The sequence below is a fragment of the Sphingomonas sp. genome (assembly GCF_013816785.1).
Taxonomy (GTDB): domain Bacteria; phylum Pseudomonadota; class Alphaproteobacteria; order Sphingomonadales; family Sphingomonadaceae; genus Sphingomicrobium.
On record NZ_JACDDV010000003.1, the window covers coordinates 20,800 to 44,805 of the forward strand.

Here is a 24,006-nt window from a genome sequence, read left to right on the forward strand (position 1 = left end):
GAAGCGAAGGCTTACCCAATGAATTTCCGCAATATTTCGTCCTGGTGCATCAAGAATCCGGTACCGCCGATTGTGCTGTTCATCGGCCTGATGCTGGCCGGGATCGTCGCCTTCCTGCAGATGGACGTCAACAATAACCCGGACATCGATTTCCCGGCTGCCGAAGTGACGATCTCTCAGCCGGGCGCCGCGCCGACCGAGATGGAAAACCAGATCACGCAGAAGGTCGAGGCCGCGATCCGTTCGGTCAACGGCGTTGACGAGATCAACAGTTCGGTCCGTGAGGGCAGCAGTACGACCTTCGTCCAGTTCGAAATCGGCACCCCGACCGATCGGGCGATCAACGACGTGCGCGATGCCGTCGCCCAGATTCGCGGCGACCTGCCCGACGGCATCCTTGAGCCGCAAATCAACCGCGTCGACATTTCCGGCGATCCGATCCTGTTCGTCGCCGCCGAAACCACCGACATGAGCCTGGAGCAACTGTCCTGGTACGTCGACAATAGCGTCTCGCGCCGACTGCTCGGCGTGGAAGGTGTCGCAGCGGTGACCCGCGAGGGCGGCGTCGATCGACAGATCCGCGTCATCCTCGATCCCGCCGCGCTCCAGGCGCAGGGCATTACGGCAGCGCAGGTCAACCAGCAGCTGCGCCTGACCAATATGAACGGCACCGGCGGCCGGGCGGAAATCGCCGGGTCGGAACAGTCGGTGCGCGTGCTCGGCAATGCCAAGGACGCCTATGGTCTGTCGCAGACTAACATCATCGTGCCGGGCGGCCGTACGGTCCGGCTCGCCGACCTCGGGGAGGTCAAGGACGCCTATTCGGAGCAGCGCACCATCGCCAAGATGAACGGGCGGCAGGTGATCAGCTTCAACGTCCAGCGTTCCAAGGGCGCGTCGGAAGTCACCGCCTATGACGACGCGTGGAAGGAACTGCACAAGATCGAGAAGGAAGATCCGCGCATCCACTTCGCCGAGATCGTCAACCAGGTCGATTATACCAAGGAGCAATATAAGTCGGCGATGGAAGGGCTGATCGAGGGAGCAGTGCTGGCCGTCCTCGTCGTCTTCCTGTTCCTCCGCGATTTCCGAGCGACGCTGATTTCCGCAATTGCTATCCCGCTATCGGCAATCCCCGCCTTCTGGTTCATGAACCTGATGGGGATTACCCTGAACGGCTTGTCGCTGCTGGCGATGAGCCTGGTCGCGGGTGTGCTGGTGGATGACGCGATCGTCGAGATCGAAAACATCGTCCGCCACATGCGCATGGGCAAGACGGCCTACCAGGCGTCGATGGACGCCGCCGACGAGATCGGGCTGGCGGTGGTCGCCACCACCATGGCGATCGTCGCGGTGTTTCTGCCGGTGGCGCTGATGCCGGGCATTTCCGGGCAATTCTTCAAGAGCTTCGGCTACACCGTCGTCATCTCGGTGCTGATGAGCCTGTTCGTCGCACGGATGATCACACCGCTGGTTGCGGCCTATTTTCTCAAATCGCATGGCGAGCAGCCCCACGCCTCGGGCAAGTCGATGGCGCGCTACCTCGGGCTCCTCAACTGGAGCCTCGACACCAGCAAGGCGGAATCTTACCGGGCCCGCCACCGTGGCTTCTGGCGCGCCGTCTGGTCGCTGACCCGAGATCATCGATTTTATATGGTCGGCGCCGGCATCATCGCTTTCATCATCCAGGGCGTGCTGTTCGCGACGCTATCTATGTCGTTTCAGCCGCCGCTCAACCTCGACTTTTCGAGCGTCCGCATCGGCATGCCCCCGGGCGCTACTCTCAAGCAGACCGAGGTGGTCGCCGATCGCGCCGCAACGATCCTCGAGAAGGATCTGGCGGTTGATCGAGTGTTCCAGCGCGTGTTTGTCGGCGCCGGCAACCTCAACATCGTTCTCAAGAAAGACCGCAAGGTCACTTCGACCGAATTCGAGCGCGGCCTGACTCCGCAGATGTCGGCGATCCCCGACGCGCGAGTCAATTTCCAGAGCCAGGGCGGCGGTGGGCCCGGCAGCGGCGGGCGCGACATCGTGCTCTATCTGGGCAGCGACAATCCGGATCTGCTGGCGGCCACCGCCAACAAGATTTCGGAGGAAATGGCGACCCTGCCGCAGCTGGTGGCGCCACGCGCAATGGGCGATCTGGTCCGGCCCGAGATCACGATCAAGCCGCGTTTCGACCTGGCCGCCGACCTTGGCGTCACCACGGCCGCGCTTAGCCAGACCATTCGCATTGCGACACTGGGCGACATCGCCCAGAACAGCGCCAAATTCTCGCTCGCCGACCGCCAAGTTCCGATCACCGTGTCGCTCCCCGAAAGCGCGCGTCGCGACCTTTCGGTGCTGGAAAACCTCCCCGTCCCAACCGCTTCGGGCGGATCGGTCGCGCTGAAGTCGGTCGCCGAGATCGGCTTCGGCGCCGGCCCGACCACCGTCCAGCGGACCAACCAGATCCGCCGCCTGGCAGTCGGCGCCGACCTCGCACCGGGGCTGGTGTCGGGCGACGTCTGGCCCAAGATCAATGCGTTGACGACGGTCAAGAACCTGCCCGACGGAGTCCAGAAGCTCGAGCTTGGCGACAGCAAATGGCAGGCCGAATTGCTGTTCTACTTCGCCATCGCGCTGGCGTCGGGCGTGCTGCTGGTGTTCGCGGTGCTGGTGCTGCTCTATCGCCGTTTCCTGTCGCCGTTCGTCAATATGGGCTCGCTGCTGCTCGCCCCATTGGGCGCCGCGGTGGGATTGCACCTGACCTTCAATCCGGTATCGCTGCCGGTGCTGATCGGCATCCTGATGCTGTTCGGGATCGTCGCCAAAAATTCGATCCTGCTGGTCGATTTCGCGGTCGAGATGATGGGTCATGGCATGGCCAAGAACGACGCCATTTACGAAGCCGGGCACAAGCGCGCGCAGCCAATCGTGATGACCACCGTCGCGATGGTTGCCGGCATGGTGCCGATCGCCATCTCGCTGTCGGGTGACGGCAGCTGGCGCGCGCCGATGGGCGTCACCGTAATCGGCGGCCTGATCTTCTCGACCGCGTTGACGCTGCTGCTAGTGCCGGCCTTCTTCTCGATCGCAATCGATATCGAGAGCTGGATCGCGCGCAAGTTCGGCAAGTTCATCGACAATGGCGAGGTGCACAAGCCGATGGACGGCCCAATCCCGCAACCGGCGGAGTGACATCGCCCATCCGGAGGCTAGAGTGGCGGCGATGAGCCCGCCGCTGCAACCGCCGGTCCTGACCCGCTTCAACCCGGCCCAGCCGGGGACCGCGGGGATGAAGCGCGCCGCGACCGGCCTGTTAGTGGTGATGGCGGCAATCTTCATCGCCGCCCGCGCGTTCGAACCGGCTTATCCCTGGCTCGCCTGGGTCAAGGCCTTTGCCGAAGCCGGAATGGTCGGCGGCCTGGCCGACTGGTTCGCGGTCACCGCGCTGTTCCGTCACCCGCTTGGCCTGCCGATTCCGCACACCGCGATCATCCCCCGTAACAAGGACCGTATCGGTCAGGCGCTGGCCAATTTCCTCAAGGAGAATTTCCTGATCGCGCCGGTGGTGGCGCGTCGGATGCGGAACATCGACATCGCCGGTGCGGCCGGCCGCTTCCTGCAGGCGCCGCAGGGCGAGGAAACCCGCATTCGCCGCGGCGCATCGCGGCTGATCGCCGACTTGTTCGAAAGTCTCGACGATGAGCGGCTTGGCGGCCTCGTCAAGAGCGCCATCGCCAATCGGCTGCGCAAGATGGAGGTGTCGCCGCTGCTCGGCCATGCGCTCGCCTCGGCGATCAACGAGGACCGCCATGTGCCGATGCTCGAGGCCGCGATCCGCTGGACGACGCGCGCGCTCGACGCCAACGAGGGGCTGATCCGCGAGATGGTGCACAAGCGCGCCAACTGGGTGCTCAAGCTCGCCGGGCTTGATGCCAAGCTGGCCGACGCGATCGTCGACGGCCTGAGGAAGCTCAGCGCCGACATGCACACCGATCCGGCCCACCCGGTCCGCATCAAGATCGAGGAAGCGCTGGCGAGCCTCGCCAACGACCTCCAGACCAAGCCCGAGACGCGCGAGCGGGTGGAAGCAATGAAGGTCGAGCTGCTCGACAACCAGTCGGTGTCGCTATGGCTCGACACGCTGTGGCAAAAGGCCCGCGAGGCGATGATCCGCGCCGCGCGCAACCCCGACGCGGCGATGGCCGGCAAATTGGGCGAGGTGCTCAGGTCGATGGGGCAGAATCTGGAAAAAGACGCCCGGATGAAGTCGGCGATCAACATGTTCGCCCGCCGCGCCGTCTCGGGCATGGCCGCCAGCTACGGCAGCTCGATCGTCAAGCTGGTCAGCGAGACGGTGCGCGGCTGGGACGCCCAGACCATTACCAACCGCCTGGAAAGCGCGGTCGGCCGCGACCTCCAATACATCCGCATCAACGGCACGCTGGTTGGCGGACTGGTCGGCCTGGTGCTTCACGCGCTCGACGGGCTGTGAGTGAGGAAGCCGACGCGCTGGCCGAAATGGCTCGAAACCGCGGGCTCAAGCTGGTTCGCTCACGCGTCAGGACGCCCGGCAAGCGAGCATTTGGGAAATTCGCCCTGGTTGACCCGTCGGGCAAGACCGTGCTCGGTGCGGGCGATAAGCATCCGACCGCCACGCGCGAGGAGGTCGAAGCTTATTTGCGCACCGCCACCGCGACCGGCTGGAGCGCCTCGCTGGGGGTCACGCCGTCGCGCCGGCGCAAGACGGCCAAGCCCAAGCCCGCGCCGCCTCCTGCGCCCGAACTCAAGGTGCGCGAAGCCAAGCCGGCCGACGCCGCCGCGCTGGTCAAGCTCATTGCTCTGCTCGACCACCGCGTCACGGCCGCAGGGGTTAGGAAGCGCCTCGTCAACGCGGGCCTCCCGACGCTGGTTGCGGTGGAAGGCAAGGCGGTCGTCGGGCTGTGCGGCCTACACCAGATGAGCGCCATCCACCGCGACCAGCCGGTCGGACGAATCACCATCCTGGTCGTTGCCGAGGCATGGCGGGGAAAGGGTATCGGCCGCCTGCTCCTCGAGACCGCCGAGCATAGGCTGATCGACGCGGGCTGCGGCCCGATCGAAATTACCAGCAACGACCGTCTGGCCGAAGCTCACGGCTTCTATCGGAAGATGGATTACGAACAGACCAGCCGGAGGTTCGTCAAAACGCTTTGACCCGCTTTCGTCAGGCAGACCGTCCCCCGGACGGTCTTAGCCTGCCGAAACCCGCTCAATGCTCGCGCCGACGCCCTGCAATTTCTCCTCGAGCCGCTCATAGCCTCGGTCGAGGTGATAGACGCGCAGCACTTCGGTCTCGCCCTCGGCGGCCAGTCCGGCGAGCACCAGGCTCATCGACGCGCGCAAATCGGTCGCCATGACCTGGGCCCCGGTCAGCCCTTCGACGCCGTGGACGATCGCCGAGCGACCGCGCACGTCGACCTCGGCGCCCATCCGGCGCAGTTCCGGGACGTGCATGTAGCGGTTTTCGAAGATCGTTTCCTCGAGGAAGCTTTCGCCGCTCGCCAGCGCCAGCATCGCCATGAACTGCGCTTGCATGTCGGTCGGGAAGCCGGGATAGGGCGCGGTCGAGATGGCCAGCGGCTTCAATGGCTTGTCGGCGGTCACGCGCATGCCGTTGTCGGTCATCTCGATCATCAAACCCGCCGCCGCGAGCGCGTTGGTGATCGCCAGCATGTCCGACGGTTTGGCGCCAAGCAGTTCGATCGAGCCGCCGGTGATCCCCGCCGCGCAAGCGTAGCTGCCCGCCTCGATCCGGTCGGGCATGACCGAATAAGTACAACCATGGAGCCCCTCGACTCCATCGATAATCAGGTGCGACGAGCCGATACCCTCGATCTTGCCGCCCATCGCCACCAGCAGATTGCACAGGTCGACGATCTCGGGCTCGCGCGCGGCGTTGAACAATTGGCTGCGTCCAGTCGCCAGCACTGCGGCCATCAGCGCGTTTTCGGTCGCGCCGACCGACACCACCGGAAAACTGTAATCGCCGCCCGACAGGCGCCCCTTGAGGGCCGACGCTTTGACATAGCCAGCCGCCAGTTCGATTTCCGCGCCGAGACATTCGAGTGCCCTTAGATGTAGATCGATCGGCCGGTCGCCGATGGCGCAGCCGCCCGGCAGCGACACCGTCGCTTCGCCGGCCCGCGCCAGCATCGGACCCAACACCAGGATCGACGCGCGCATCTTGCGCACCATGTCATAGGGCGCGACAGTCGAGGCAATGTCCTTGGCCTCCAGCGTCATCTGCCGGCCGAACTCGCCTTTCTTGACGCCTTCAACCTTGGTCGAGACGCCGAGACCGTTGAGCAGGTGCGAAAAATTGTCGACATCGGCCAGCCGCGGCAGGTTGGCGAGCGTCAGCTTCTCGTCGGTCAGCAGTGCGCACGGCAGCAGCGCCAGCGCGCTGTTCTTCGCCCCCGAAATCGGGATCTGCCCCTCGAGGCGCTTGCCCCCAGTAATGCGAATGGAATCCATCGACGCGCTTTAGCGGCTGGCGGGGTACTGTAAATCCTCGCCCAGAGCGCGGAGGATATTTCAGGTCACGCTTTTTCCAGCGTGCATTGCAGCGGATGCTGATTTTCACGGGCGAAATCGATCACTTGGCTGACCTTGGTTTCCGCGACTTCGTAGGTAAACACGCCGCAGATCGCGAGGCCCTGCTGGTGGACCTGGAGCATGACTCGGGTCGCATCCTCGATGCTCATCGAGAAATAGCGCTGCAGCACGAGCACGACGAATTCCATCGGCGTATAGTCGTCGTTGAGCATCAGTACTTTGTAATTGCTCGGCTTTTTTGTCCGCGGGCGAGTGCGCGTGACCACGCCGGTCTCGATCTCGTCGAGCCCGTCACCGCGTCCGGGCTCGTCGCCCGCCATCAGAATCACGTCGCTAATCATCTGCGCCCCACGATATGGCATCGCGCCAACGCGCTGCAAGGCACTGCGGTCCGTCATTCGTCCCGAAATGAAAAGCGGCCGCCCCCGACTCTACGCTGGGGACGGCCGCACACTGGTTGCCCTCACGAGGAGGGGAGAAGTTTAGGCAACCAATTTGTTGACGCGCTCGGCGTTGATGCTGGCGCGATTCTGCAGCGGCTGCACGGCTTCGCCGGCAAGCTTGACGACGCGCTCGGTCAGCTTCGAGCTTTCCGCCACGATGCGGTCGAACGAGGCGCGGGCCAGTTCCGACTGGATCTGAAAGAACTCGGTCGGTGACTTGGCTTCGGCCAGCGTCTTGACCGCATCCGACGCCCGCTCAAGGCCCTGCTTGCTCGAGGCCAGGGCATCCTGACCGATCGCCTTGGCGCCGTTGGCGGCAATGCGGCCGGCTTCGACGATCGCGTCGACGTTCGCCTTGGCTAGATCGGTCATCTCTTCGGCGGTCTTCTGCGACTTGGCGACGAGCTGCTGGCTGCGCTCGCCGGCACCGGCGAACAGATTTTGGAACTTCTCGTTGCCGGGAAGCTGGAAGCCGGCGAACAGCGAGTTGAAATCATAAGCCATGGTGTTGATCCTTTCGATGGGGGCCACGGTTGCGGCAATCGCCGCCTTCCGCGTGGCGCGAACGGTCTTGACCGCGCGCTTGTTGTTGTTCTTGACGGCAGCGACGATTTTCGCCGGAGCCTTGCGGGCGCGGCGGGTCCGCACCACCTTCTTGACCTTGGCAAGAGGCTTCGTCACCGCCGCGCGGTTAGTCGAGGCGGGCTTCGCAGCCGCCGCTTGAGTCGCTTCAATAGCGGCCTTGGCCGGCGCTGCGACGGCATCAACGGCCGCGTTCACACTGCTCTGGGTCTTCTTATCGTCTGCCACGTCAAACTCCTTATGTTGCAGTGCACAATAATAGATCGCGGCCGACATTTCAAGCGTTTTTGTGCGTTGCAGCATAAACTGACCGAGCTGCTTGACGGGTCGCGCCCAACGGGGGCAAGTGCGGCCATGGCCGACCCGAGCAGCTCCCCCGATCCGCGCCGCCGCCGTGGCCTTTTGATCGTGCTGTCCTCGCCCTCCGGCGCCGGCAAGACGACCATCAGCCATATGCTGAGGGAAGCCGACCCGGAGATCACCATGTCGGTTTCCGCGACCACGCGGCCGATGCGACCGGGCGAGGTCGATAAGGTAGACTATCATTTCGTCGACGATGCCGGTTTTCAGTCGATGATCGACGACGGCGATTTCGCCGAGTGGGCCTATGTCTTCGATCATCGCTACGGCACGCCCAAGGCGCCGATCAAGGCCGCGCTCAAGGACGGCCGCGACATCTTGTTCGACATCGACTGGCAGGGAACCCAGCAGCTCGAGGCGGGCATGGGCGAGGATCTGGTCAGCATCTTCATCTTGCCGCCATCGATGAAGGAACTCGACCGCCGCCTCCATGCGCGCGGAACCGACCGCGATGACGTCATCGCCGAGCGCATGCGCCGCGCCGCCAGCGAGATCGGCCATTGGGCCGAATATGATTATGTGCTGATCAACGAGGATATGGATCGCTGCCTCGCCGAAGTGGAGGCGATCGTAGCCGCCGAACGCTTGAAGCGCACGCGCCAGCCGGGCCTTGTCGCCTTCGTCCGAGAGTTGGTCGAGCGCCCCTAGGCTATCGGGGCGAGTCGAGCAGCCGCAGGAAGCGCGCTCCGGCAAGAAAGTCGCGCCGCCGCGCTTCGAGCGCCGTTACGGCCTCGGCATCGGCGCCCCATTGCTCGGCCTGCCACCGCTCGTCTAGGCTGACCGCCCACCACGCGTCCTCCGGCGCTAAGGCCTTCTCATACACCGCCAGGGCGACGATCAAGGATCCGCTGATCGTGACCAGCGGAGACAGTCCGGCCAGGTTAAAAGCGGCCATCGTGCCGACTGCATCGCCCAGCCGAGCGACCGACGGCCCTGGCTGGGCAACATGCATGATCTCTTGTGAGGTCGCGAGCTCAGCCCCGAACCGCCGCTTCGCCCAATCGAGCAACGGATCCCATTCCTCCTCCTGCATCGTGACCAGAGATTTCGGCCGTTGTGCGCGATAACAGAGGAGGTCGCTTTCGCCATATTTGGCGAGTTCCGCCGCGAATCTTGCTGGATCAGGCGCGACTTGGTCGATCGCCGCATTAGAGAGCCCAGTTAGTGGCATCGCACGCGGATCGACCGTTTCGCCGCTGGCGTTCCACTCCGAGGCGATCGCCTCGGCCAGCGCCCGGGTCGGCACGACCAGGTCGGCCCGCGCCGGCGTTTTCACCCGGCGCCCGTCGAGCATGATGGCATAGCCTTTCCCGGCCTCGACCACCTCGGCATTTTTCCAGAATCGCTTCACTTGCGCCTCGACGCGCGCCGCCTGACATGCGTCGCGAAAACGGCTTCCAGGGCGCCGGTGATGGCCAATATGCCGCCGAGCAGCGGCCAGCCGCCCGGTTTGAGAATGTCGCTGAAGGCAATTGCAATTCCGCCTAGGAACAGGGCGAGGCCCATCAGCCGAATCGCCGTGAATGCCTTGAACTCCTGCCTGGCCCTCTCTTCGTCGCTCACCCGATCCTCCCGGTCCATCTGATCATTTGCGCTTGGGTTTGCGCGATGTCGGCTTGGTCAATGGCGCACTTCCACGTGCCCGCCGCTCGCCCTTGCGGGCCTTGCGCGCCGACTTGGCCGCCGCCGCCACGCGCTTGGCCTTTGTCACCGGCGACTTGGCCGGATCGGGCGTGTCGAGCGGCATCATCTCGCCAGCGATCTGCTCAAACCCGAGGGTCGCCAGGCTCTCGGCGAAATGCGCCGGCAGGTCGGCGGTGTAATCGATCGGCTTTCCGTCGAGACCCTCGACCTTCAGCCGCCGAGCATGGAGGTGCATCTTGCGGCTGATCCCGCCGGTCAGGAACGCTTCCGCCCCGCCATATTTGGCGTCGCCGACGATCGGATGGCCGATCGCCGCCATGTGCGCGCGCAGCTGATGCGTGCGCCCGGTCATCGGTTGGAGCTCGACCCAGGCGGCACGGTTGCCGGCGCGATCGATCAACCGATAGCGGGTTCGCGCGGGCAGGCCATTCTCCTCATCGACGTGCATCTTTTCGCCGCCGGTCCCGGGCTGCTTGGCGAGCGGCGCATCGACCACGCCTTCGTCGAGCGACGGCACTCCGACGATCAGCGCCCAATAGACTTTGCGCGCGGTGCGGCCCGAAAATGCTTTCGCGAAATGCCCCGCCGCCCGCGCCGATCGCGCCACGAGAAGCACGCCGCTGGTGTCCTTGTCGAGGCGGTGGACCAGCTTGGGGCGGTGGCCCTGAGCGTCGGCAAGCCCGTCGAGCAGCCGGTCGATATGCTGCACGGTCTTGGTCCCGCCCTGCGTGGCGAGGCCCGGCGGCTTGTTGAGCATGAACCAGTCGCGGCCCTTGGCCATGACCATGTCCTGGACATAGGCGGCCTCATCATCGCTCAGCGGCTCGACGACCCGCTGAGGCCGCGCGCCGGGGCCTTCCGCGAGCGTCGGCTCGGCCGGCGGCACGCGCAGCGTCTGCCCGGTCTGCAGCCGGTCACCGGGCGCGGCGCGCCTACCGTCGATGCGCACCTGCCCGGTCCGCGCCCAGCGAGACACGAGGTTGAAGCTGACGTCGGGCAAATGCCGCTTGAACCATCGGTCGAGGCGGATGCCGTCGTCGTCGTCGTCGACGCGAAACGTCCGGACATTGTCGGTGGGAGCCAGGGCCATGGCCGCCCTTAGCCGGAAGCCTGCTCGTCCGCCATTGCCCAATAATCCAATGTGCGGCGCTGCAGTTGCTTGATGAATCGCGCGGCCTTCGCCCCCTCCCACGGCCCCTTATAGCCATGCGCCGACCCGCCGCCAGCGACCCACCAGCCCTGCCCCGGCAGCCCATCCGACTGTCGCGCCACCAAGACCGCCAGCTCGGGCTCGCCACGATCTGCGGCCTCGGCGTCGACCGCGCCTAGCGTCTTGCACAAGGCGCGCATCTTGGGCCGGGAAAATCCGTACCCGAGCCGTTCGAGCAATTCCGAATAGGTCAGCCCATGCCCGGCCGATGCCGCCGCGACGAGATGCGCGCGGACCTCCTCTGGGTCCGAAATGCCGCTCACGTTGCTCCGCTCACGTTGGCCTGCTCACTTCGGCTGGTCGGCGACCGGGGTGAGTTCGAATACGTCGAGTCTGGCGCCGTTGTGCGGATAGGGGATCACCAGCCGCCACTTGAACGGAGCGATCCGCTCGAAGACGCCAGCCATATCGCGCTTGGGATCGTCGCCATAGGCACGCGCCTCCTCTTCGTTGCCGAGTGCCAGGCTGCCAAGGAAGATCAGGCGGCTGGGCAGATCGTCTTCCCACAATCGGCCGGCTGGCCGCTGGCTGCCAGTCTGCTTGACGATGGTGAATTGGTCGCCCTCGACCTGGATATAGCAGAAGAACGGCTGGAATTTCTGAAACGCCGGCCCCTTGCCGCCCTGCCGCCCCAGCGTGATCACGCGGCAACTGTAGCTCCCCGGGGTCGGCGCCGGGCGCGGAAGGGCCGCGTTGGGGTCGAGCAGCCTGCCTTCGGCCTTGACCCCATCGCGAAAGGCCGCTGCGCGCGCTTCGGTCAGCCCGCTAGACCAGGCAGCCGCGACCCGCCGGATACGGTTGAGGTCGGTGGGATTGGCGACCGCCTGCCAGATATCGGCCCTGGTGCGCTGCGCCGCGGTGACTACCGGCCGCGGCGCCTGCTTGGCCGGAAACACGCATCCAGCAAGGCCGCAGGCGCTCAGCAGGATGAAGGGCCGACAGGGTCTCAACGTCTCGACTCCTAAAAATGCAGGCCAGCTGCGCGCACCGTGACAAAGGCCGCGTCCGCTTTCAACCAACGATATCTTTGCCATGACGATTGACTGGGCGATGGCAGCCGTTACGCGAACGGCGGGTGAACGCACCGATCCTCTCTCCGCCAGTTTCCGACCAGGCCGCCCGCCATGCACGGGCAGGACTGTTCTACGGCCTTGCCGCCTACGGGCTGTGGGGTGTCCTGCCGATTTATTTCAAGCTGTTGAAGGGGGTTCCTTCGGTCGACATCGTCGCCCACCGAATCGTCTGGTCGATGGTCGCGCTAGCCCTTCTGGTGACCGTCGCCCGTGCCTCGAATCAAGTGAAGGCGGCATTTCGTCAGCGCCGTACATTGGCGGTACTGGCAGTGACCGCCGTTCTGATCGGCACCAACTGGTTACTCTATGTCTATGCAATCAATTCGGGGCATATCCTCGCCGGCAGCCTAGGCTATTATCTCAATCCGCTCGCCAACATCCTGCTGGGACGGTTCATCCTCAAAGAGAGGCTGACCCGGCTGCAATGGGCGGCGGTGGCCATTGCCGCGGCCGGAATCGCGGTGCTGGCGGCCGGCGCACTTGGCACGCTGTGGATCAGCCTGACACTATGCTTCAGCTTCGCCACCTATGGCCTGCTCAGAAAGATCGTCGCGGTTGAATCGCTTGCCGGCCTGACTATCGAGACGATGATCCTGTTTCCACTGGCGCTCGGCTGGCTGCTGATCGGCGGCGCCGAGGGGCGGCCATTCCTCGGCAGCGGCGGCGGGTCCGAAACGGCCTTGCTGATGGCCGCCGGGATTGTCTCGACCGTGCCACTGCTGTGCTTCACCGCCGCCGCGCGGCGTTTGCCCTATTCAACTGTCGGCATCCTTCAATTCCTCGCTCCCACGCTGCAGTTTTTGCTCGCTGTCGCGGTCTATGGCGAAACGTTCACGCGCGCCCATGCCATCGCCTTCGGGGCGATCTGGATCGCGCTCATCCTCTATGTTTCGTCGCTGATCGCCACCCGCCGCCGCGCGGCCCTTGCCGAGGGCGCCGGTTAAGGGCATCCTCGCGCCATGCTCAACCTCGTCTCGATCATCATCGGCCTTGTCGCGCTGGTCTGCGCCGCGATCGCCTTCATCCCGCTGCTCGGCTGGGCCAATTGGCTGATCATTCCGCTGGCCGTGGTCGGCGCGGGTATCGGCGCGATGGGTGCGGGCAAGGCGGGGCGCAACCTCAACCTGTTCGTCATCGTCGTCGGCATCATCCGGCTGATGATCGGCGGCGGGATCATTTGAGCCGCGATCCGCGCATCGACGCCTACATCGCGAAGGCCCGGCCCTTCGCCCAGGATATTCTAACGCACGTCCGCGAGCGCGTTCATGCCGTCGTTCCCGATGTCGAAGAAACGCTCAAATGGAGCATGCCCGCCTATACCAGGGGCGGCGCGATCCTGCTGATCGCCGCCGCTTTCAAGGCACATGCAGCCTTGAATTTCTGGCGAGGTCAGGAACTCGCCTCGTCCCACGACACGGTCGGGGCGATGGGGCAGTTCGGCAAGCTTAAAAGTCTCGCCGACTTGCCGTCCGACGCCAAGCTCGACGCGATGATCTCCGATGCTGCGCGCCTGGCCGCGGGCGCGGCCGTACCACGCAAGCCCAAGCACGCGCCGAAGCCGCCAGCCGAGCTTCACCCCGATTTCGCCGCCGCGCTCAGCGCCGATCCGAAAGCTAAAGCGACTCTCGACAGCTTTCCGATCTCAGCGCAGCGCGATTATTTCGGCTGGATCGCGGAAGCGAAGCAGGAGGCGACTCGAGCGAAACGCATCGCGACTGCGGTGGAATGGCTGGCCGAAGGCAAACGCCGGCTATGGAAGTATGAAAAATGCTGATGCCGGGGGCATGAGTAGTTTTGATACTCAAAATCGCTGAACCTCAGCGCGTCCTGACATATCTTCCCGGCGCATCCTCAATCGCCTTGAGCTTGCCCGCCCCCGGCACGCGCGCCCCATCGGCCTTGATCGTCTTCGGCGCCTCGGCCCTGAGCCATTCGACCCAGTCCGGCCACCAACTGCCTTTTTGCTCAGTCGCGCCCGCGACAAACTCGTTGAGGGTCGCGGCCGCGCTCTCATTGGTCCAATATTGATACTTGCCTGCGGCTGGCGGGTTGACCACCCCGGCGATATGCCCCGACCCCGCCAGCACGAAGCGCTTGGGACCGGTCAATATTCTCATCAGCTTCCACACGCTGGCGCTCGGCGCGATATGGTCTTCGCGGCCCGCCTGAATATAGGCCGGCGTGTCGATCTTGGTCAGATCGATCGGCACCCCGGCAATTTCGATCGCCCCCGGCTTAACCAGCAGATTGTCGCGATACAGCCGCTGCAGATAATCGCGGTGCCATTCGCCCGGCAGGTTGGTGACGTCGCCGTTCCAGTGCAGCAGATCAAACGGCGGCGGGTCGTTGCCCATCAGATAGTTATTGACGACATAATTCCAGATCAGGTCGCGGCCGCGTAGCAAATTAAACGTCGCCGCCATCACCCGCCCGTCGAGCACGCCCTTTTCGGCGGTCAGCTTGGTTAGCATCGCCATCGTCTCGTCGCCGAGGAACAATTTTAGGTCGCCAGCTTCCTCGAAATCGACTTGGGCGGTGAAGAAGGTCACGCTCGCAACTCTGTCCGCTTCGCCTTTCGCCGCCAGCCACGCCAGCGCGGCCGCTAGCGTCGTCCCCGCGACGCAATAGCCGATGGTGTGGACCGATTTCACGCCGAGCAGGTCGCGGATCACCTCGACCGCCTCGACCTGCGCCGCGACATAATCGTCCATTGTCACATCGCGGATCGTCTCGTCGGCCGATTTCCAGCTGACCATGAACAGGCTGACCCCCTGGTCGACGGTCCATTTGACGAAGCTTTTTTCGGGCGTGAGATCGAGGATGTAGAAGCGGTTGATCCACGGCGGGAAGATGACGAGCGGCGTCTCGAGCACCGTTTCGGTGGTCGGGGCATAGTGGATCAATTGAAACAGCCGCGTTTCGTGAATCACCTTGCCAGGTGTCGTCGCCAGATTGCGCCCCAGCTCGAACGCGCCCTCGGGGCTTTGCGTCACCTGCCCGCGCGAAATGTCGCCAAGCATGTTCTTGAGGCCGGCGAGCAAATTCTCGCCTTTGGTCTCGACCGTCCGCTTCATCACTTCGGGGTTGGTCGCCATGAAATTGGCCGGGCTCATCGCATCGACGAATCCCTTGGTGGCGAAGCGCAGGCGGCTCCGCGCGGCCTCGTCGAGCCCCTCGATCTCTTCGACCGTGCCGAGAAGTTTGTCCGAAATCGCCAGATAGCCCTGCCGCACCATGTCGAAGACCGGATTCTCTTTCCACTCGGGGCTGTTGAAGCGGCGGTCCCTCGCCTCGCCCGCTTGGGTCGCCTGCCCGATCATCTGGCCCCACGCCTCGAGCCCCTTCGACCAGGCCTCGGCTCCGGCGCTCATCCATTGCATCGGGTCTGTCGCGCTGGCCGGCGTCTGAGCGAGTCCAAGGCCCGGCATATGGCTCGCCTTGCCGAGATTGTCCGCCCAGGCGGCCATGATCATCTCATTAGCCCGCGCCATCACCAGCGCCCAATGCTGCCAGTCCTCTATCCCCGGAACGGTGGTCGTCGTGTCGTCGGTCATGGACCGCCCTATACTCGTCATTGCGAGCGGAGCGAAGTAATCCAGTTTCTTGTTCGCGCTGGATTGCTTCGTCGCTTCGCTCCTCGCAATGACGAATCACCATGACCCCGCCCGCGATCATCCCCGACGCCCTCGTCCTACTCGATTATATTGGCATCGCGGTGTTCGCGGTGTCCGGCGCGCTGCTCGCCGCCGAGAAGAAGCAAACCTTGGTCACCTTCATTTTCTTCGCCGTCGTCACCGGTATCGGTGGAGGTACGATGCGCGACTTGCTGATCGGCGCGCCGGTGTTCTGGGTCCACACCAACGCCACGCTGCTGATCTGCATCGGCGCGGCGCTTGGCGTTTGGACCTTGAGCCGCAAGGCAATCGCTGACCGCGCGCTGCTGTGGTTCGACGCGATCGGCCTTGCTGCTTACGCGACTTACGGCGCGTCGAAAGCGCTGACCTTCGGCGTCGCCCCGGTCCCAGCCTTTGCCATGGGCGTGATGACCGCCTGCGTCGGCGGCATCATCCGCGACGTGCTGGCTAACGAGCCGTCGATCCTGATGCGACCCGAACTCTACGTCACCGCAGCCGCGCTGGCTTCGGGCCTGTTCGTCGGGCTGAGCCTGGCCGGCGCTCCGCCGACCCTCGCCGCGCTGGTCGCCGGTCTGGCAGGTTTTTCGCTAAGAGGCGCGGCGATTGCGCGCGGTTTGAGTCTGCCTGCCTACAATCGATAGTCGCGCCAAGTTTTGGTATCACCCGAGCGAAGTGGGGCGTCTCCTGAATAATCGTTATCGACATACCGAGGCTTTGCTGCGTTCGTCTCGGCTCGCCAGTTAACGTCAAACGCTTGTGATTCGACCAGTCCTGCTGCACTCCAGCAAGTGCGCGCCCTTCGGCACGCGCGGGGACGGACATGAAGAAGCTCTGGTCGGCAATCGTCATCGGCAGCGTGCTCGCATTGGCCGCCTGCTCCACCGCGCCACCGCCCCCGCCGCGGCCGCAAATCGCGCAGCCGACCTTCACGCCTCCGCCCACCGAATACCGCTGGACCCAGGGCAATGCTGCCAAAGGCTTCGAGGCGATGGCTGGCGCGTTCGGGCGCATGACCCTACGACCAGCCGAATTTCTGTGGGCGCCGGTCATTCCTGCCGAGGGTGAAACGCGCCTGGTGGTCGACATCGCCAACCAGATTGCCTTCGTCTATCGCGCCGACCAGTTGATCGGCGTGACCAATGTGTCGAGCGGCAAGAAGGGTCACCCGACTCCGCTGGGCTTCTGGTCGGTCCAGTTCAAGCGGCCGATGTACCGTTCCAAGAAATACGACAATGCGGCGATGCCGTTCATGCAGAGCATCGACGACCATGGCATCGCTTTCCACGCCGGCGTCACACCCGGCTTTCCGGCCAGCCACGGCTGCATCCGCATGCCGCCGAAATTCGCCCAGCGGCTCTACGGCCTGACCAAGGTCGGCGACAAGGTGATCATCGAGGGCTGATTCCTCGCCAAGCTAGCCGAGTTGCGGCATATCAGCGCTCATGAGCCCCATTCTGCCCCCGCCGTCGCCCGAGTTGACCCACCTCGCCCAGATCATCGGCCAGGCGGTCGCGCCGGTGTTCCTGCTCGCCGGGGTCGGCTCGTTCCTTAACGTCTGCGTCGGTCGCCTCTCACGGATCGTCGATCGCGCGCGTACACTCGAGCCGGAATTGCTCGGCAGTCGCGGGCGCGAGCATGACCGGTTGGTCCGAGATGCGACTGCTCGACCGCCGCATGGCACTGGTCAGTCGCGCGATCTCGTTATCGGTGTTTTCGGCGGTGCTTATTTCGGCGGTGGTCGTACTGCTGTTCACCGCCTTCCTCACCGGTTGGAAAATCGGCACGGCGGTTGCGCTGCTGTTCATCGGCGCGATGGTCGCGATCGGGGTCGGCTTCGCGATCTTCCTGATCGAAACCCGCCTCGGCAGCCGCGCGGTCCGCGTCCGCGCCGACGTCCTGATGCATGAAGCAGAGGAAGCAGAGGGCTAAAGGTCGGCAGCCGTCCAGCGGGTCAGCTGACGGGTGGCGGCGCGCAAGGCGGCGGTCGATTGATCGGCCTTGCCGATCGTCAGGGCGCCGGTGAACAGCGCGATGACCACATTTGCAAAGCCGGCGGCGTCGCCGCCCGCATAGTCGGCCTGCCCGACGGATCGATCCTGCTCCACTTTCGCTGTTATCGCCTGGCGCCAATCGTCATAACGATCGGCCAGGGAGGTTCGAATCTCGTCGTCTCTTAGCGCCAACTCGGCGGCGAGATTGCCGAGCGGGCAACCGCCAACCGACCCCTGCTCCTCAAGCGCCGCCACCACCGAATCGAACACCGCGACAATACCCTGTGCTGCGGTCGGCGCGGCCGTCACCCGCTCAATCCACGTCGCCGCCACTTCGGCCGCCACACGCTCGTCGATCACCGCCAGTGCCAGACTCTTCTTACTTGGAAAATGGTGGTGAAGCGCGCCGCCGCTAACTCCGGTCGCACGGATCAGGTGGTGAACGCTGGTCGCGCCGTAGCCGCTCGATTGAAACGCTTGCGCCGCCGCGTCGAGCACGCGGTTGCGAAGCCCGACGGGATCGTTGGTGCGACGGCGGCTGCGGGATTTTATCATCCGCGTGCCATAGGCGCATTGATAAAACCGGACAATCGGTCCGTTCGTTTTTCGAAGGGGCGCGCGTCTCATGGCGATGTCTCGATCGCCGGCACTGAATTTGATCCCGGATCGCTCGACAAGGGCAGGCCCGCGGCCTATCGCCACGCCCGACAATTCAACTGTCTCGGGAAACTCCTCTCACCATGGTCACAGCCTCTTCGGTCCTCGATCGCGTGCTCGTCCTCGAAATGGTCCGCGTAACCGAGGCGGCGGCGATCGCCGCTTCCTCGCTGATCGGGCGCGGCGACGAAAAGGCCGCCGACGCCGCGGCGGTCGAGGCGATGCGCGCCGCCCTCAACGAACTGCCGATGGACGGCACCGTGGTCATCGGCGAGGGCGAGCGCGACGAGGCGCCGATGCTGTTCATCGGCGAAAAGGTCGGTTCTGCGCAGGGCAGCGGCCCCGGCATCGACATTGCGCTCGACCCACTCGAGGGCACGACCATCACCGCCAAGGCCGGCCCGAACGCGCTGGCGGTGCTGGCCATCGCCGAACAGGGCGGGCTGCTGAATGCCCCCGACGTCTATATGGACAAGATCGCCATCGGGCCGGGCTATCCGCAAGGCACGATCGATCTTTCAAAGTCACCGACCGACAATGTCCGCAGCCTGGCCGCCGCGAAAAATGTCCTGCCGCATGAGATCATTGCCTGCGTTCTCGACCGTCCGCGCCATGCCAGCCTTATCGCGGAACTGCGCGCGCTCGGCTGCGGCATCATGCTGATCCCCGACGGCGATGTCGCCGGGGTCATCGCGACCACCGATCCCGACACCACGGTCGACATATATATGGGCAGCGGGGGCGCCCCCGAAGGCGTGCTGGCGGCGGCCGCGCTGCGCTGCGTCGGCGGGCAGATCCAGGGCCGCCTGCTGTTCCGCAACGACGACGAGCGGGCCCGCGCGCGGCGCTGGGGGATCGAGGATCTCGACCGGATTTATGCGCTCGAGGACATGGCGCGCGGAGACTGCATCTTTGCCGCCACAGGGGTCACCGATGGGTCGCTGTTGAAAGGCGTCAAGCGGCGACGCGGCGGCTGCATCGAAACCGAAAGCATCGTCATGCGCGCCAGTTCGGGCACCGTCCGCCGCGTCAGCGCCGAACATCGCAAGGGTCTCGCCTGACGGCTCTTGTAGGTGGGCGCCTGCCCTGTAGGTTAACGACATGACCGCCGAAGTCCTCACTGCCAACCTCCAGCCGGTCGAACCTGCCTACCGAAATGCGCTGCGCCTTCGCGCCGCAATCTTCTGGGGGCCGGTGTTGGTCGGCGCGCTGGTACTCGACCGGTTGGTGCTGGCCGACACGGCGGTCGGCGGTCTCGTCCCCGCGCTGGTCGCGTTGCTCGGTCTCGGCGGGGTCGTCGTCGGTCCCAATCGAGTTTACCGTCGCCTCGGTTACGCCATCGACGGTCGCCTGCTGCGGATCGCCCGTGGCTGGCTGTTCCACACCGATACCATCGTCCCGTTCGTCCGGGTCCAGCATATCGACGTGACCGAGGGGCCGGTCGACAAGCTTTTCGGCATCGCCACGCTGGTCGTCCACACCGCCGGCACCCACAACAGCATCGTTACCCTTCCCGGCCTGTCGCCGACCCGCGCCGCCGACATCCGCGAGGCGATCCGGTCCGAGATTCGCGCCGATTCCGAATGACCGAGGCCGCCGCCCTCACCACCGACGATCCCACACTCGGCCCGCCCGAACGGCTGCACCCGCTGTACCTCGTGACCGGTCTCGGCAAGTCGGTGCGCGGCGCCTGGGGGTTGGTCGCGGGCGGCGCGGTACTTGCGACGCAGGGGCGCTGGTGGCTGATCGCGGCGCTGGCGGTCGGAATGGTCGTTGTGTCCTTGGGCAGGCTGCTGCTCAAATGGCTCAAGCTTGAATATCGCGTCGGCGCGCATGAGTTGCGCATCGACAGCGGCTTTCTGAACCGCACCAGTCGCGCCATCCCGTTCGACCGGATTACCGACATCGACCTCGAGCAGGGCCCCATCCACCGCCTGTTCGGCCTCGCTCGGGTGCGCCTGGAAACGGGGGCGTCGGCGGGAGCGAAGACCGAGGACGGCGTGCTCGATACCATCTCGCTCGAGCGGGCCGAGGCGCTGCGCGACCATATCCGCGCCCGCCACGGCCGGCCGGCGCCGGCGCTTGCCGAAGCAGAGGAAGAACCCGCTGCGCTGTTCGCGATGAACATCCGCCGGGTGCTAACCGCCGGGTTTTTCAACTTCTCGCTCGCGGTGCTAGCCGGGTTGTTCGGTCTCAGCCAGACGGTCGGCAATGTGATCGGCTTCGACCCGTTCAGCCGCTCCTTTTGGCGCGCATCGTTCGACCGGATCGAGCCGTTGCAGGGGTTGCTCCTCGCTCATCAATTCGTCGCTGTAATCGGCGGCTCGCTCCTCCTCGTCGCGGTCGGCATCGGCACCGGTATCGTCCGCACCGCGCTGCGCGAGCATGGCTTCCGCCTCGACCGCAGCGACACCGGGTTGCGCCGCCGCCGCGGCCTCCTCACCCTCACCGACGTCTCGATCCCCGCAAAGCGCGTCCAGGCCGCAATCCTCGTCACCGGCCCGATCCGCCGCGCGTTCGACTGGGGCCAGCTTAAGCTTCAAAGCCTCGCCCAGGACGGGGCCAAGGGCGACCATGTCGTCGCTCCGCTGGCGCATCCGGCCGAGACATCGGCGATCCTTGCCTCGCTTGGGTGGCGCGCGACGCCCAAAATGGACGGCTGGCGGCCGGTGTCCGAAGCTTATGTGACGAGTTTCGCGGTGTTGATGGCGCCAGCCCTTGTCGTCATGCTGGGCGCCACCGCCGCCTTCGGCCCGATCGCCTTGTTGTCGATCGCTGTCCTCCCCTTAGCCATCGCGGTGCGCTGGTTCGAATGGCGTCACACCCGCTTTGCCCTGTCTGACGGCTCGCTGTTCATTGATACCGGCTGGTGGCGGCAGCGCCGCGCGATCGTTCCGACCCCCAAGATTCAGAGCATCGACCTGACCGAGGATTTCTGGAGCAGGAAGTTCGGCATCTGCGTGCTCCGCTTGGGCGTCGCGGGGGGCAGCGGCTTTTCGGCACACCACATCCCCGCGCTTATTCGCTCAGAAGCCGAAGCGCTCCGCGCCAAGTTGGTCAACCTGCCGTGAGTGCCCTCTTCGCCTGCGGGGTGGAGCGCAGCCTGGCCGGCCAGCCATGGCGCTGGCGCCGCGCGGGCGGCGACGAGCTTGGTCGCGACCTCACCGACCAACTGCTGCTCGCCCGCGGAATCGAGGAAAGCGACCTCGCCCGACACCGCAGCCCAACGATCCGCGATTTCCTGCCCGATCCTTCCGTGTTCGCCGACATGGACAAGGCCGCCGACCGCCTCGCCGACGCGGTCGAAGCGGAAGAATCGATCGCCATATTCGGCGACTATGACGTCGACGGGGCGACCTCGGCGGCACTGCTGATGCTGCTGTTACGCCGCCTCGGCAATGAGCCAATGGTCTATATCCCCGACCGGCTGATGGAAGGCTATGGCCCGAGCGGCGCCGCGCTGGTCGAATTGAAGCGTCGCGGCGCTTCCCTGGCGATCACGGTCGATTGTGGGGCGCAGGCGTTCGAGGCGCTCGATGAGGCCGCCGCGGCCGGGCTCGAGGTGATCGTCTGCGACCATCACCAATGCGCCGCCCGCCTGCCGATTGCGCTGGCGATGATCAATCCCAACCGTCTCGACGAGAGCGCCGAGGGCGCGGCGCACGGCCATCTCGCCGCGGTCGGCATGGCGTTCCTGCTCGGCGTCGCCTTGCTGCGCGAACTTCGCCGGCGCGGTCGATTCGTCGGCGACCGCGCCGAGCCCAAGATCATCGACCTGCTCGACATCGTCGCGCTCGGCACCGTCGCCGATGTTGCGCGGCTCAAGACCCTCAACCGCGCCTTTGTGACGCAGGGCCTCAAGGTCATGAGCGAAGGCCGCAACATCGGTCTCGTCGCGCTCGCCGAGGCGGCGCGGCTCGTCAAAGCACCAAATTGCCGCGACCTCGGCTTCGCCCTCGGCCCGCGCATCAACGCGGGCGGCCGGGTCGGCAAGTCGGACTTGGGAGTCCGTCTGCTCACCACCGCCGACCCCGAGGAGGCCCGCGCCATCGCCGCCGAGCTCGACCGGCTGAACGAGGAGCGCCGCGCGATCGAGATGCTGGTCGGCGAACAGGCCAGCGAAGCCGCCGAGGCGCAAGCCAACGCCCCGCTGATCCTTGTCTCGGGCCGCGGCTGGCACCCCGGCGTGATCGGCATCGTCGCCAGCCGCTTGAAGGAGCGCTTCGGCCGGCCGGCGATTGTTGTCGCGGAAGAAGAGGACGGCACGGGCAAGGGTTCGGGCCGGTCGATATCGGGCGTCGATCTGGGCGCGGCGGTGCTGGCGGCGATGGACAGCGGTTTGCTGATCGCGGGAGGCGGTCATGCGATGGCCGCCGGGTTAACCGTGGCGCCGGGGGGAGTGGGCGCGTTAACCGAGTTTCTCCACGACCGGTTGGCCGCCGACATCGAGGCGGCGCGCGGCGGGCGCTCGCTGCTGCTCGATGCGCTGCTCTCGCCGGGCGGCGTGTCGGGGCCGCTTTGCGATGCACTCGACGCTGCAGGGCCTTATGGCGCTGGCTGGCCCCCACCACGCGTCGCCGCTGGGCCGGCGCGCCTGCTGCGCCCCGGCATTGTCGGCAACGGACATGTCCGCGCGATTGCCTGCGGCGACGACGGCAAGTCGTTCAAGCTGATCGCCTTCCGCGCCGCCGATACTCCGCTCGGCCAGGCGCTACTGTCGTCGTCCGGCGACCAGCGCTGGTGGCTCGCGGGCACGATCAAGCGCGACGAATGGAACGGCGGCAATGCGGCCGAAATGCACCTCGACGACGCCGCCCCTGCTTGACCGGCGGGCGGCCTTCCCCTAACCGCGCCCCGCTACCACGGCCCCTTCGTCTAAGGGTTAGGACGCGGCCCTTTCACGGCTGAAATACGGGTTCGAATCCCGTAGGGGTCACCATAGTCAAGCGCTAAACACCTTGACCATCCTGAATTTTTCTAACGAAGGGCAAGCGAGCCCCACATTTTGTCCCACACATATTTTCGGTCTTCGCTAAACGTCACGGCCCACTCTGGGACAAGAGTATGCCGATAGGGCTTATCGGGTTCGGCACCGGCTGCTTTTGGCTGGAATCGGACGGTCTGCACCTGCGAGAGTGGCTTTTAAAGACAGCCATTCGTGCTGAACCTCCGGCGGAGGATCACGGGTACAATCGTGAATTGATCGATTTCACCAGGCACACTGATGTCGCCGATGTTCGCCGGCGCTGTCGAGCTTTGCCCTGTTGAAGAATGAACTTCGCTTGGATACGGTGAAGCTGCGAATTCGGCCGCGGGCACATTGACTTAAAAGTTAGCCCGCCAAACAGGATCGGATACGACTGAGATCGGGCGATTCTGTAACTTTTGCGTCATTGGATCGAATTGACATTCGAACCCTTAACTAGGCTAATGACGGTGATGTTCCGCTTATTCCATCTTGGTTTGCTGATAATGACGCTCATTGGTTTGATCGGCCAATCATCAGCGATGGCGATGGCACAGGCGGCTCCCGCGTCGCGTCATGCCTATGCGGTAAACTCGTGGGCGGCCGGGATGGACTGCGCGCAAATGCCGATGGCGCCTGGCCGGAACAAGGGACCGTGCAAGCAGATTTCGCTGCAGTGCATCGCAGCGATGGGCTGTTCGCCCTTGGCGCTGACGGTGCCTGATGTACGAAACGCGGAGGCCCAGAGCGTTGAGCCTTCCAAAACCACGCCTAGCGCGGTTGCCCGCCTCGCGGGTCGATCCTACGGTCCCGAACCGGATCCGCCCACTTTCCTGATCTGACGCCCGGACTCCGTCACCTCG

25 protein-coding genes, 1 tRNA gene and 1 pseudogene are annotated in these 24,006 nt (G+C 65.0%); 17 read left to right on the forward strand and 10 right to left on the reverse strand.

Annotated features, from left to right (window positions below):
* The first annotated feature begins 18 nt into the window (after positions 1–18).
* The 3 genes from H0W65_RS01355 (at position 19) to H0W65_RS01365 (ending at position 5,181) form a co-directional block, all read left to right on the forward strand.
* Positions 19–3,180 carry an efflux RND transporter permease subunit gene (locus tag H0W65_RS01355; RefSeq protein ID WP_294003027.1) on the forward strand — a complete coding sequence of 1,054 codons (3,162 nt, stop codon included), beginning with the start codon at positions 19–21 and terminating at the stop codon, positions 3,178–3,180.
* A gap of 97 nt (positions 3,181–3,277) precedes the next feature.
* Positions 3,278–4,480 carry a DUF445 domain-containing protein gene (locus H0W65_RS01360; RefSeq protein ID WP_294003154.1) on the forward strand — a complete coding sequence of 401 codons (1,203 nt, stop codon included), beginning with the start codon at positions 3,278–3,280 and terminating at the stop codon, positions 4,478–4,480.
* The gene (locus H0W65_RS01365) at positions 4,477–5,181 is read left to right on the forward strand and encodes a GNAT family N-acetyltransferase (RefSeq protein WP_294003028.1); all 705 of its coding nucleotides are present in this window, start codon (positions 4,477–4,479) and stop codon (positions 5,179–5,181) included. The genes H0W65_RS01360 and H0W65_RS01365 overlap by 4 nt, the downstream gene beginning before the upstream one ends.
* Before the next feature lie 36 nt (positions 5,182–5,217).
* On the opposite strand, the gene murA is transcribed toward H0W65_RS01365, so the two are convergent.
* From murA to H0W65_RS01380, 3 genes are all read right to left on the reverse strand, one after another.
* Positions 5,218–6,501, reverse strand: coding sequence for a UDP-N-acetylglucosamine 1-carboxyvinyltransferase (gene murA / locus H0W65_RS01370; RefSeq protein ID WP_294003029.1), 1,284 nt, complete (start codon positions 6,499–6,501; stop codon positions 5,218–5,220).
* 65 nt (positions 6,502–6,566) lie between these two features.
* Entirely contained in the window at positions 6,567–6,902 is a 336-nt protein-coding gene (clpS, locus tag H0W65_RS01375) for an ATP-dependent Clp protease adapter ClpS (protein WP_294003156.1), read from the reverse strand.
* Between the two features lie 162 nt (positions 6,903–7,064).
* Positions 7,065–7,835: a phasin family protein gene (locus tag H0W65_RS01380; RefSeq protein WP_294003031.1), complete on the reverse strand. Its 771-nt coding sequence runs from the start codon at positions 7,833–7,835 to the stop codon at positions 7,065–7,067.
* Positions 7,836–7,961: 126 nt separating this feature from the next.
* Between H0W65_RS01380 and gmk the strand changes: the two genes are divergently transcribed.
* Positions 7,962–8,615 (forward strand): guanylate kinase, encoded by a 654-nt coding sequence (gene gmk, locus H0W65_RS01385; protein ID WP_294003033.1) that lies wholly within the window; start codon positions 7,962–7,964, stop codon positions 8,613–8,615.
* A 1-nt stretch (position 8,616) separates the two neighbouring features.
* Here gmk and H0W65_RS01390 read toward each other — a convergent pair whose 3' ends face one another.
* From H0W65_RS01390 to H0W65_RS01410, 5 genes are read right to left on the reverse strand one after another with little or no spacing between them, the layout of a single operon-like run.
* Entirely contained in the window at positions 8,617–9,318 is a 702-nt protein-coding gene (locus H0W65_RS01390) for an ATP12 family chaperone protein (protein WP_294003035.1), read from the reverse strand.
* Complete coding sequence (locus H0W65_RS01395; RefSeq protein ID WP_294003037.1) at positions 9,315–9,530, reverse strand: hypothetical protein; 216 nt, start codon at positions 9,528–9,530, stop codon at positions 9,315–9,317. Before H0W65_RS01395 ends, H0W65_RS01390 begins: the two co-directional genes overlap by 4 nt.
* A gap of 22 nt (positions 9,531–9,552) precedes the next feature.
* A complete protein-coding gene (locus tag H0W65_RS01400) occupies positions 9,553–10,701 on the reverse strand; it encodes an RluA family pseudouridine synthase (RefSeq protein WP_294003039.1) in 1,149 nt (382 codons plus the stop codon).
* Between the two features lie 8 nt (positions 10,702–10,709).
* On the reverse strand, positions 10,710–11,084 hold the full coding sequence (locus H0W65_RS01405) for a ribose-phosphate pyrophosphokinase (RefSeq protein ID WP_294003041.1): 375 nt from the start codon (positions 11,082–11,084) through the stop codon (positions 10,710–10,712).
* 24 nt (positions 11,085–11,108) lie between these two features.
* On the reverse strand, positions 11,109–11,717 hold the full coding sequence (locus H0W65_RS01410) for a DUF4893 domain-containing protein (protein ID WP_294003043.1): 609 nt from the start codon (positions 11,715–11,717) through the stop codon (positions 11,109–11,111).
* Between the two features lie 179 nt (positions 11,718–11,896).
* On the opposite strand from H0W65_RS01410, the gene rarD reads away from it, so the two are divergent.
* The 3 genes from rarD to H0W65_RS01425 are packed head-to-tail and all read left to right on the forward strand — an operon-like array spanning position 11,897 to position 13,668.
* Positions 11,897–12,838, forward strand: coding sequence for an EamA family transporter RarD (gene rarD, locus H0W65_RS01415; RefSeq protein ID WP_294003045.1), 942 nt, complete (start codon positions 11,897–11,899; stop codon positions 12,836–12,838).
* A 15-nt stretch (positions 12,839–12,853) separates the two neighbouring features.
* Positions 12,854–13,075 carry a hypothetical protein gene (locus H0W65_RS01420; RefSeq protein WP_294003047.1) on the forward strand — a complete coding sequence of 74 codons (222 nt, stop codon included), beginning with the start codon at positions 12,854–12,856 and terminating at the stop codon, positions 13,073–13,075.
* Positions 13,072–13,668, forward strand: coding sequence for a YdeI/OmpD-associated family protein (locus H0W65_RS01425; RefSeq protein WP_294003049.1), 597 nt, complete (start codon positions 13,072–13,074; stop codon positions 13,666–13,668). The genes H0W65_RS01420 and H0W65_RS01425 overlap by 4 nt, the downstream gene beginning before the upstream one ends.
* 43 nt (positions 13,669–13,711) lie before the next feature.
* Here the strand turns inward: H0W65_RS01425 and H0W65_RS01430 are convergent, their stop codons facing one another.
* Complete coding sequence (locus H0W65_RS01430; protein WP_294003051.1) at positions 13,712–15,448, reverse strand: class I poly(R)-hydroxyalkanoic acid synthase; 1,737 nt, start codon at positions 15,446–15,448, stop codon at positions 13,712–13,714.
* 101 nt (positions 15,449–15,549) lie between these two features.
* Between H0W65_RS01430 and H0W65_RS01435 the strand changes: the two genes are divergently transcribed.
* The 4 genes and pseudogenes from H0W65_RS01435 (at position 15,550) to H0W65_RS12165 (ending at position 17,458) form a co-directional block, all read left to right on the forward strand.
* Entirely contained in the window at positions 15,550–16,170 is a 621-nt protein-coding gene (locus H0W65_RS01435) for a trimeric intracellular cation channel family protein (protein ID WP_294003053.1), read from the forward strand.
* A 179-nt stretch (positions 16,171–16,349) separates the two neighbouring features.
* A complete protein-coding gene (locus H0W65_RS01440; protein WP_294003055.1) occupies positions 16,350–16,931 on the forward strand; it encodes a L,D-transpeptidase family protein in 582 nt (193 codons plus the stop codon).
* Between the two features lie 40 nt (positions 16,932–16,971).
* A pseudogene (locus H0W65_RS12160) lies at positions 16,972–17,109 on the forward strand (DUF2721 domain-containing protein); the annotation flags it as partial.
* Positions 17,110–17,164: 55 nt separating this feature from the next.
* Complete coding sequence (locus tag H0W65_RS12165; protein ID WP_367120107.1) at positions 17,165–17,458, forward strand: DUF2721 domain-containing protein; 294 nt, start codon at positions 17,165–17,167, stop codon at positions 17,456–17,458.
* On the opposite strand, the gene H0W65_RS01450 is transcribed toward H0W65_RS12165, so the two are convergent.
* On the reverse strand, positions 17,455–18,075 hold the full coding sequence (locus H0W65_RS01450; protein ID WP_294003057.1) for a TetR/AcrR family transcriptional regulator: 621 nt from the start codon (positions 18,073–18,075) through the stop codon (positions 17,455–17,457). The two genes, H0W65_RS12165 and H0W65_RS01450, sit on opposite strands and share 4 nt — an antisense overlap.
* 185 nt (positions 18,076–18,260) lie before the next feature.
* Here H0W65_RS01450 and glpX point away from each other — a divergent pair, with 185 nt between their 5' ends.
* The 6 genes from glpX (at position 18,261) to H0W65_RS01480 (ending at position 23,985) form a co-directional block, all read left to right on the forward strand.
* Positions 18,261–19,238 carry a class II fructose-bisphosphatase gene (gene glpX, locus H0W65_RS01455; RefSeq protein ID WP_294003059.1) on the forward strand — a complete coding sequence of 326 codons (978 nt, stop codon included), beginning with the start codon at positions 18,261–18,263 and terminating at the stop codon, positions 19,236–19,238.
* 40 nt (positions 19,239–19,278) lie between these two features.
* Positions 19,279–19,764, forward strand: coding sequence for a PH domain-containing protein (locus tag H0W65_RS01460; protein WP_294003062.1), 486 nt, complete (start codon positions 19,279–19,281; stop codon positions 19,762–19,764).
* Positions 19,761–21,248: a PH domain-containing protein gene (locus tag H0W65_RS01465; RefSeq protein ID WP_294003064.1), complete on the forward strand. Its 1,488-nt coding sequence runs from the start codon at positions 19,761–19,763 to the stop codon at positions 21,246–21,248. The genes H0W65_RS01460 and H0W65_RS01465 overlap by 4 nt, the downstream gene beginning before the upstream one ends.
* Complete coding sequence (recJ, locus tag H0W65_RS01470; RefSeq protein ID WP_294003066.1) at positions 21,245–23,002, forward strand: single-stranded-DNA-specific exonuclease RecJ; 1,758 nt, start codon at positions 21,245–21,247, stop codon at positions 23,000–23,002. Before H0W65_RS01465 ends, recJ begins: the two co-directional genes overlap by 4 nt.
* Before the next feature lie 39 nt (positions 23,003–23,041).
* Positions 23,042–23,116, forward strand: a tRNA-Glu gene (locus H0W65_RS01475).
* A 500-nt stretch (positions 23,117–23,616) separates the two neighbouring features.
* A complete protein-coding gene (locus tag H0W65_RS01480; RefSeq protein WP_294003068.1) occupies positions 23,617–23,985 on the forward strand; it encodes a hypothetical protein in 369 nt (122 codons plus the stop codon).
* Positions 23,986–24,006 lie beyond the last annotated feature (21 nt).

What these genes read in the sequence shown, in the direction of transcription:
- H0W65_RS01355 (WP_294003027.1), top strand. Translation starts at nt 19, where the DNA reads ATGAATTTCCGCAATATTTCGTCCTGGTGCATCAAGAATCCGGTACCG.
- H0W65_RS01360 (WP_294003154.1), top strand. Translation starts at nt 3,278, where the DNA reads ATGAAGCGCGCCGCGACCGGCCTGTTAGTGGTGATGGCGGCAATCTTC.
- murA (WP_294003029.1), bottom strand. Translation starts at nt 6,501, where the DNA reads ATGGATTCCATTCGCATTACTGGGGGCAAGCGCCTCGAGGGGCAGATC.
- clpS (WP_294003156.1), bottom strand. Translation starts at nt 6,902, where the DNA reads ATGGCGGGCGACGAGCCCGGACGCGGTGACGGGCTCGACGAGATCGAG.
- gmk (WP_294003033.1), top strand. Translation starts at nt 7,962, where the DNA reads ATGGCCGACCCGAGCAGCTCCCCCGATCCGCGCCGCCGCCGTGGCCTT.
- H0W65_RS01400 (WP_294003039.1), bottom strand. Translation starts at nt 10,701, where the DNA reads ATGGCCCTGGCTCCCACCGACAATGTCCGGACGTTTCGCGTCGACGAC.
- H0W65_RS01420 (WP_294003047.1), top strand. Translation starts at nt 12,854, where the DNA reads ATGCTCAACCTCGTCTCGATCATCATCGGCCTTGTCGCGCTGGTCTGC.
- H0W65_RS01430 (WP_294003051.1), bottom strand. Translation starts at nt 15,448, where the DNA reads ATGACCGACGACACGACGACCACCGTTCCGGGGATAGAGGACTGGCAG.
- H0W65_RS01435 (WP_294003053.1), top strand. Translation starts at nt 15,550, where the DNA reads ATGACCCCGCCCGCGATCATCCCCGACGCCCTCGTCCTACTCGATTAT.
- H0W65_RS01440 (WP_294003055.1), top strand. Translation starts at nt 16,350, where the DNA reads ATGAAGAAGCTCTGGTCGGCAATCGTCATCGGCAGCGTGCTCGCATTG.
- H0W65_RS12165 (WP_367120107.1), top strand. Translation starts at nt 17,165, where the DNA reads ATGACCGGTTGGTCCGAGATGCGACTGCTCGACCGCCGCATGGCACTG.
- H0W65_RS01450 (WP_294003057.1), bottom strand. Translation starts at nt 18,075, where the DNA reads ATGATAAAATCCCGCAGCCGCCGTCGCACCAACGATCCCGTCGGGCTT.
- glpX (WP_294003059.1), top strand. Translation starts at nt 18,261, where the DNA reads ATGGTCACAGCCTCTTCGGTCCTCGATCGCGTGCTCGTCCTCGAAATG.
- H0W65_RS01460 (WP_294003062.1), top strand. Translation starts at nt 19,279, where the DNA reads ATGACCGCCGAAGTCCTCACTGCCAACCTCCAGCCGGTCGAACCTGCC.
- H0W65_RS01465 (WP_294003064.1), top strand. Translation starts at nt 19,761, where the DNA reads ATGACCGAGGCCGCCGCCCTCACCACCGACGATCCCACACTCGGCCCG.
- H0W65_RS01480 (WP_294003068.1), top strand. Translation starts at nt 23,617, where the DNA reads ATGTTCCGCTTATTCCATCTTGGTTTGCTGATAATGACGCTCATTGGT.